Origin of the sequence: Mesorhizobium sp. M7A.F.Ca.CA.004.12.1.1, assembly GCF_003997835.1 — a bacterium.
Taxonomy (GTDB): domain Bacteria; phylum Pseudomonadota; class Alphaproteobacteria; order Rhizobiales; family Rhizobiaceae; genus Mesorhizobium.
Genome location: NZ_RZRK01000352.1, coordinates 1 through 6,145, shown reverse-complemented (window position 1 = coordinate 6,145; position 6,145 = coordinate 1). Strand labels below are relative to the sequence as shown.

Sequence of the window (6,145 nt, the reverse complement as noted above, 5' to 3'; positions counted from 1 at the left end):
ACGCGAAACCTGCTGAAAAGAGGTATTTCCTCATCGTTGGTATCCCAATTCTATCCCGGTCCCGCCCAATTTCATCTTTCCAGGTGCGCGAAATCCGTGCCAGCCCTATGCGGCGAAACGATGTCGCCGATTGTTACTGGATCGTGTCGATGGCACTGGTCGACGAGCCGAATTCGCCGAGGGTGCGGAACGACAGATTGAAGCCGATGGTCTGCGACACCTCCCTGGTGTTCAGATCGCGCGACTGCGAGTAGGTCATCAGATAAGTGAAGCAGGAATCGTTGTAGGCGAAGCCGACACCGTCCTTGACCAGCAGGCTTTGCTGCAGGTCGTAGGTTCCTGTGCCGAAGACGCGCCAGTTTTCGGCCAGATGCGTGGATGCACCAAGTGTGACTTCGTGACGGTCTTCCGTGAAACCGTACAGCGGCTGGGCCTGGATGAAGGCGTATTTGGCGCTCAGCGACACAGGCAGGCCGGAATAGGCGGCCTTCACCTCGGCACGGCGGACCTCGAAACTCTGTTCGTCGAAACGGCCGCTGACCGAGGCCGCGAAGCCGTTGGGGCTGTTGATGCCGAACAGGCCGACATAGTCGGATTTGGTCGTGTCGAGGCCGGAATTGGCGCCGACATTGACCAGATCCGGCGCGGCAAAGGAGTTCTCGCCGCCGATCTGATAGGATTGGCCGAAAATGGCATTGGTACCCCAGCCATTGTTGTACGAGCCGGAATAGCGGAGGCCGACATTGGCGCGCGAACCGCCTTCGACGCGGTCGTAACCGGAGAACTTGTCGCGCTCGAACAAGGTGGTCGCGTCGAAGACCATGCTTTGGGCGTCTTCGTTGGGCACTGAGAGGCCGCCGACATATTGCTCGTTCGGACGCATGAAGACCTGCGCCATTGGCTCGATGACATGGCTGGACCCGCTGGCCATGGAAAACAGCACCGGCCAACGCATCTCGAGGCCCGCGGTTGCCATGTAACGGGCAAATGACGAGCGCATATCGTCCTGCTCGCCCAAATGCGTTGCCGTTCGGTCGATGGCGTCTAGCGAAGCCGACGATGCGTTGAGGTAGTCCACGTCGCCCTGCAGCGCGAGCAACGGCGTTAGCACCAGTCCGCCATCTGTGACGAAACTCCGCTTCCACTCGGCCTCGGCGGTGAGGCGGCCCGATTCGCCTTCGATGCCGCGGACGCGCTGCGTCGGAGTGAGGGCATTGTAGGGCTGGACGAAGGTCTCGTCGACATCGTCGCGGCGGATGACACGCGCGTTGACATTGAGGGACAGCTGGCCGCCGGCCACCGAGGCATCAGGAATATAGGCGTAATCGAGCGACGGCAGCACCCAGGGCTGTTGTCCGCTTCGCGCAGAGATATTGTCGTCAGGCGTATCTTCCTGCACATCGAAATGCATGGCGCGCACGTCGAAATAGTTGCGGCCGTTGAGACCCGTCAAGTAGACCGACGACTGGTGGACGCTGCTATTGTACTTGTCGATGCCGTAGGTGTTCGAGAAGTTCTTGTCGGTCTGCAGCAGCACGTCCCAGCCGAAGTTCCAGCGTGAGTTGATGGCGAACTGCCCCTGGGTACCCATCATGCCGCGGAATTTGTTGGGATCGCCGGCGCTGCCCGAATTGACGTTGTGGCCAGAGCTGGATGGGAAGGCAGTAGTGTCGAGGAAGGCGTCGGGATTCTGCTGGTGTATCCCGGCGATCTTCAAGCTGTACTCGCCATTGTCGAAGCGCTGACGCCACTCGGCCTCACCGAGGAAGCCCTGCTTGGTATAGCCGGTGCCGGTGACGGTCAGGTCGTAGGTCGGCGCCAATGCGAGATAATAGGGGACTTTCACGCCGACGCCGAGATCGCTCTTGTAGATGATGCTCGGGATCAGGAAGCCGCTCTTGCGCTTCACCGTCGGGTCGGCAATTTCGAATGCAGGCAGATAGGCAAGCGGAAAACCGAAGAACTCGAAATTCGCATTCTCGAAGCGAACCGTCTTCTTCTCGCCGTTCCAGATGATCTTCTTGGCCTTGACGCGCCAGGTCGGCGCTTTGTCCGGCTTATCCTCGCACGGCTCGCAGGCGGTGTAGACGCCATTGTGGAAGGTGGTCAGCACGCCGCCCATGCGTTCTGCGCTTTCGGCGGCGAAATAGGCCTTGTCGATGGTTTCGACCCGCAACGCATTGACGAAGCCGTCGGCGAAGTCATCGGTGATGTCGATATGTTGCGAATTGATCTTGGTGCCGTCGCTGTTGATAACTTCGACGTTGCCGCTCGCGACCATCCGCTTGGTGTTGCGGTTGTATTCGACGCGCTGGGCGACAAGGCGATTGCCACCATAGTCGATCTGCACACCGCCGACGGCGGTCACGGTCTGGTTGTCGTTGTTGTAGACCAGCGTATCGGCCGCCAGCAGCATTTGCGAGCCGGCCGGAACCGATGTCGCCATGTCGCCGACGTCCTGCGCAAGCGCCGGTGCCGGAACGGCGTAGGCAAGCACGCACGCCAAGGCGGTCGCCGCATAGAGGCGCGCCAAACCGGCCTGCCTGTTGCTGGGCAAAAACGCCTCCCTCACTAGCCGTCTTCCTTGTATAGCAGGAAAGTCACCCCGAAGAACATAGCCACCATGACCGGTACCCAGGCGGCTACGACAGTCGGCACGAATCCCGCCACGCCGAATGCCTTCACCAGCACCGAAACGACATAAAGCAGAAAGCCAGCGATGATGCCACCCAGAATCATCGTCGCCGACTGTCCCATCCTAGCAAATCGCATTGAAACCGTTGCCGCGATCAGCGTCATGGCGACGAGAAGGAACGGCAACGCCACGAGCGAATCAAACTGCATGGCAAAAGCATTTGCCTTGAGGCCGAAGGAGCGGGCAACCTCGACCTTTCCGGGCAGGTCATAGAAGGGGATGGTTTCGGGGCGCGCCAGCCGCTCTTGCACGAATTCGGGCTTTAGATTGGTCGGTACGCGATCGGTTGCCGATGCCTGGATCGTGCCGTTCTGGAATGTCTTGACGTCCTGCAATTCCCAATAGCCGTCGCGCAGGAAGGCACGGGCGGCGTCCTTGCGCTCGACGATGTTGCCTTGCGGGTCGAGAATGAAAAATACGACATCGGCCATTTCCAGGCCCTGGTTCAGGATGGCCCGCGCACCGATGATGGTGTCGCCCGAACTGGTTTTCTGCCGGATCCAGGGCGCGGCATCGGCCGAGACCGTATTCGATTTGCCGGAACGCAGCTGGGTTTCGATCTGCTCCGACCAGGAGAATGCGTGCGCGGCGAGCGGATTGATGACACCAACCGACAGGACGCCGAACAGCAAGGCTCCGATGCAGCAGGGCAAGAGGAACTGCCAGGCGGAAACACCGGCGGAACGCGCGATGACCAACTCGTAGCGCCGGTTCAGCGACACCAGCGTCGCCATCGCCGAGAAGAGACCGACGAACGGCACCGTCTGCAGCATGATCATCGGCATACGGAGGCCTGAAATGGCTACCGCCGTGCCGTAGGTGAAGCCGGGCAGGCCGGTGGTGCGGCCGGACAGCTCGGTGAAGTCGATCAGGAACACCAATGCCAGGAGGCCGATGAAGAACCAGATGGTGATCGTCACATAGCGGAAGAAGAAGTAGCGGCCCAGTGTCCAGCCCATCAGCCGACCCCTTGCCCTGATGCGCCGCGCCTGGACAAACGCAATTTGAAAGCATTCCAGCTGTCAGCGATGCGCGTGGCGAAGTTTGTCATCCAGTCCGCCCAGGTCACCGGCAGTTCCAGTGTTCGGTTGGAGACGATGAACCAGATCGCCACCGCGGAAGCCACGATCGGCACGCCATAGACCATATACGCATATTGCGGGACCTCATCCGCCTTGCTGGCGGCAAAAAAGCCCAGCCAACGCACGAACAGCGATATCGTGATCGCCGTGATCAGCGGATTGACGCGCGCCTCGCGGTGCGAGCGCGCATCCCCGGCGACCGCAAGCGCGATCAGCGCGAAAACCATGGAATAGGTCCATTCCGAGAACCGTTGGTTGACCTCGGCCCGGTATTCGTAGGGGTTCTGCTGATAGTACTTGTCGTTGGCGCCCGGGTTGAGCAGGTACTGCGTCGTCTGGTCCTTGGGCAGGAGCGTCACCGCCGAAGCCGCCGCCATGAAGGCCGACATGTCGAAGGCATAGGAGGTAAAGCGGATGACGGAGAGATCGCCGGTCAGCGTTTTGCGATGGATGACGCCGTCATTCATCATCAGCACCTTTTCACCGCCGCGTTCGACGATGCTGCCGGTCTTGGCGTAGTAGACGAGGTTGACGCCTTCCTCGCGCGAATCGGCGACGAAAATGCCACCCAGCCGATTGTCGGGAAGGCGCTCACCGATCTGCAGGAACAGCCCGTCGTCAATCTTGCGGAAGGTGCCTTCCTGGATGATCAGCGACAACAGATCCGCGCGCGACGAGGCCACCAGTGCCCGGTTCTTCTGCCGTGCGTAAGGGTCGATGCCGTTGTCGACGGCAAAGGAAAAAACGGCGGCGGCGAGCGCCAGCAACATGATCGGCCGTACGATCGTCCAGCGCGAGGCCCCCGCGGCGTTGACGACGGCGAGTTCGGAATCCGAATTCATCACACTGAGTGTCTGTGCGACTGCCACCACCAGCGCAAAAGGCACCACGATCGGGATGATGGACGGAAGGATGAGGGCGGCGACTTCGAAGAAGGTCAACGCCGACTGGCCGCTGTCTGTCACCAGATCGATCTTTGCCAGCACCTGTGTCGTCCACACGATCGCCAGCGTCCACACAAGAGCGGCCATGAAGACCACGAAAGCGCGGCGCATGATGTAGCGTTCAACGACCTTCATGAAGGCTTTTCTCGATTTTTTCGAACGGCATCATGCCACCGAACAAGGTAGCTGTCCGGCAGCGCCTGCACAACTGGCTCCATCAGATGGTCGATCCGGGTTCTGTCCCACATTACGCCCCCCGGCTGGGCGGAGTGTCGGCGGGAATAGATAAGAAAGGGCGAACATCGATGGTTAACAACAGGTTGCGGCAAAAAGCGGGGCCGTGCCGCGACGAATCGTCATCGATTCCATAGGTCATATGGGATGCCAATTCGGCAAAGTCTTGCCAAATGCCGGAAAACGACCAAATGTCGCGCATCGTTTCGAACCGCTTCCCCAAAAGTCGCGCATTCCCTGAAAGCAGGACATGATGAATCAAAGACCGTCGATCGCCTTCGCCAAATTTTCCGGGTCCCAGAGCGCGGTAAACAAGAAGGGCACTGTCTTCGTGTTCGCGGCGGATGAGGGCGGCCTGAGCGACGTCGCCAAGGCCGGCGATCCCGGCAAGACATTGGAGCGGGCCTTTCCCGTGGCTGAGTTCATGGGCAAGTTCGCCAGTACGGTGGAAGTTCTGGCGCCGCAGGGAGCGTCGCTCGACAGACTGGTGGCGATAGGCACCGGCAAGGTGTCGGGACTGGACGAATATGCGTGGCTGAAGCTTGGCGGCACCGTTGCCGCGTCGCTGCGCAAGGCGACCGAAGTGGCGGTGGTCCTCAATGTGGCCGGCGCTTCGCCGAGTGCGAAGGACGCGGCAAACCTTGCCGCGGGCATTCTCCTGCGCAGCTATTCCTTCGATAAGTACAAGACCAGGAAGGACAAGGACGACAGCAAGGCAGAGCCGAAGAAGTCGGTCAAGGTGACCATCCACACCGCCGATCCGGCCGCTGCGAAGAAGGCCTTCGCCGATGCCGAGGCGGTGATAGACGGCGTCCTGCTGGCGCGCGACCTCGTCAACGAACCGGCAAACGTGCTTGGGCCGGTCGAGTTCGCTGCCCGCGCCAAGGAACTCGAGGCGCTAGGCGTCAAGGTCGAGATATTGGCTGAGAAGGAAATGAAGAAGCTCGGCATGGGCTCGCTGCTCGGTGTCGCGCAAGGCTCGCCGCGCGGCGCCCGCATGGCGATCATGCAGTGGAACGGCGGCAAGCCGAAGGACAGCCCGATCGCCTTCGTCGGCAAGGGCGTCACTTTCGACACCGGCGGCAATTCCATAAAGCCGGCCTCGGGCATGGAGGATATGAAGGGCGACATGGGCGGTGCCGCCGGTGTCGAAAGTGACGCCCTTGCCGACGAAGGCGATCGGGCTGTCC

General features: G+C 60.7%; 5 protein-coding genes. 1 reads left to right on the top strand and 4 read right to left on the bottom strand.

The window, feature by feature from the left end; all coding sequences use genetic code 11:
- Window positions 1-133: 133 nt before the first annotated feature.
- From EN984_RS19020 to EN984_RS38230, 4 genes are all read right to left on the bottom strand, one after another.
- On the bottom strand, window positions 134-2,572 hold the full coding sequence (locus EN984_RS19020) for an LPS-assembly protein LptD (protein WP_164765524.1): 2,439 nt from the start codon (window positions 2,570-2,572) through the stop codon (window positions 134-136).
- Entirely contained in the window at window positions 2,572-3,657 is a 1,086-nt protein-coding gene (gene lptG, locus EN984_RS19015; protein ID WP_031213741.1) for an LPS export ABC transporter permease LptG, read from the bottom strand. The genes EN984_RS19020 and lptG overlap by 1 nt, the downstream gene beginning before the upstream one ends.
- Window positions 3,654-4,856 carry an LPS export ABC transporter permease LptF gene (gene lptF / locus EN984_RS19010; RefSeq protein ID WP_127267686.1) on the bottom strand — a complete coding sequence of 401 codons (1,203 nt, stop codon included), beginning with the start codon at window positions 4,854-4,856 and terminating at the stop codon, window positions 3,654-3,656. Before lptF ends, lptG begins: the two co-directional genes overlap by 4 nt.
- 112 nt (window positions 4,857-4,968) lie before the next feature.
- Window positions 4,969-5,157 (bottom strand): hypothetical protein, encoded by a 189-nt coding sequence (locus EN984_RS38230; RefSeq protein WP_127289235.1) that lies wholly within the window; start codon window positions 5,155-5,157, stop codon window positions 4,969-4,971.
- A 51-nt stretch (window positions 5,158-5,208) separates the two neighbouring features.
- Between EN984_RS38230 and EN984_RS19005 the strand changes: the two genes are divergently transcribed.
- A partial coding sequence (locus tag EN984_RS19005; RefSeq protein ID WP_281057317.1) for a M17 family peptidase N-terminal domain-containing protein occupies window positions 5,209-6,145 on the top strand: 937 nt, incomplete at its 3' end.

Bases quoted from the DNA above. Each gene is read 5' to 3' on its own strand.
- lptF (WP_127267686.1), bottom strand. From the start codon at position 4,856: ATGAAGGTCGTTGAACGCTACATCATGCGCCGCGCTTTCGTGGTCTTC.
- EN984_RS38230 (WP_127289235.1), bottom strand. From the start codon at position 5,157: ATGCGCGACATTTGGTCGTTTTCCGGCATTTGGCAAGACTTTGCCGAA.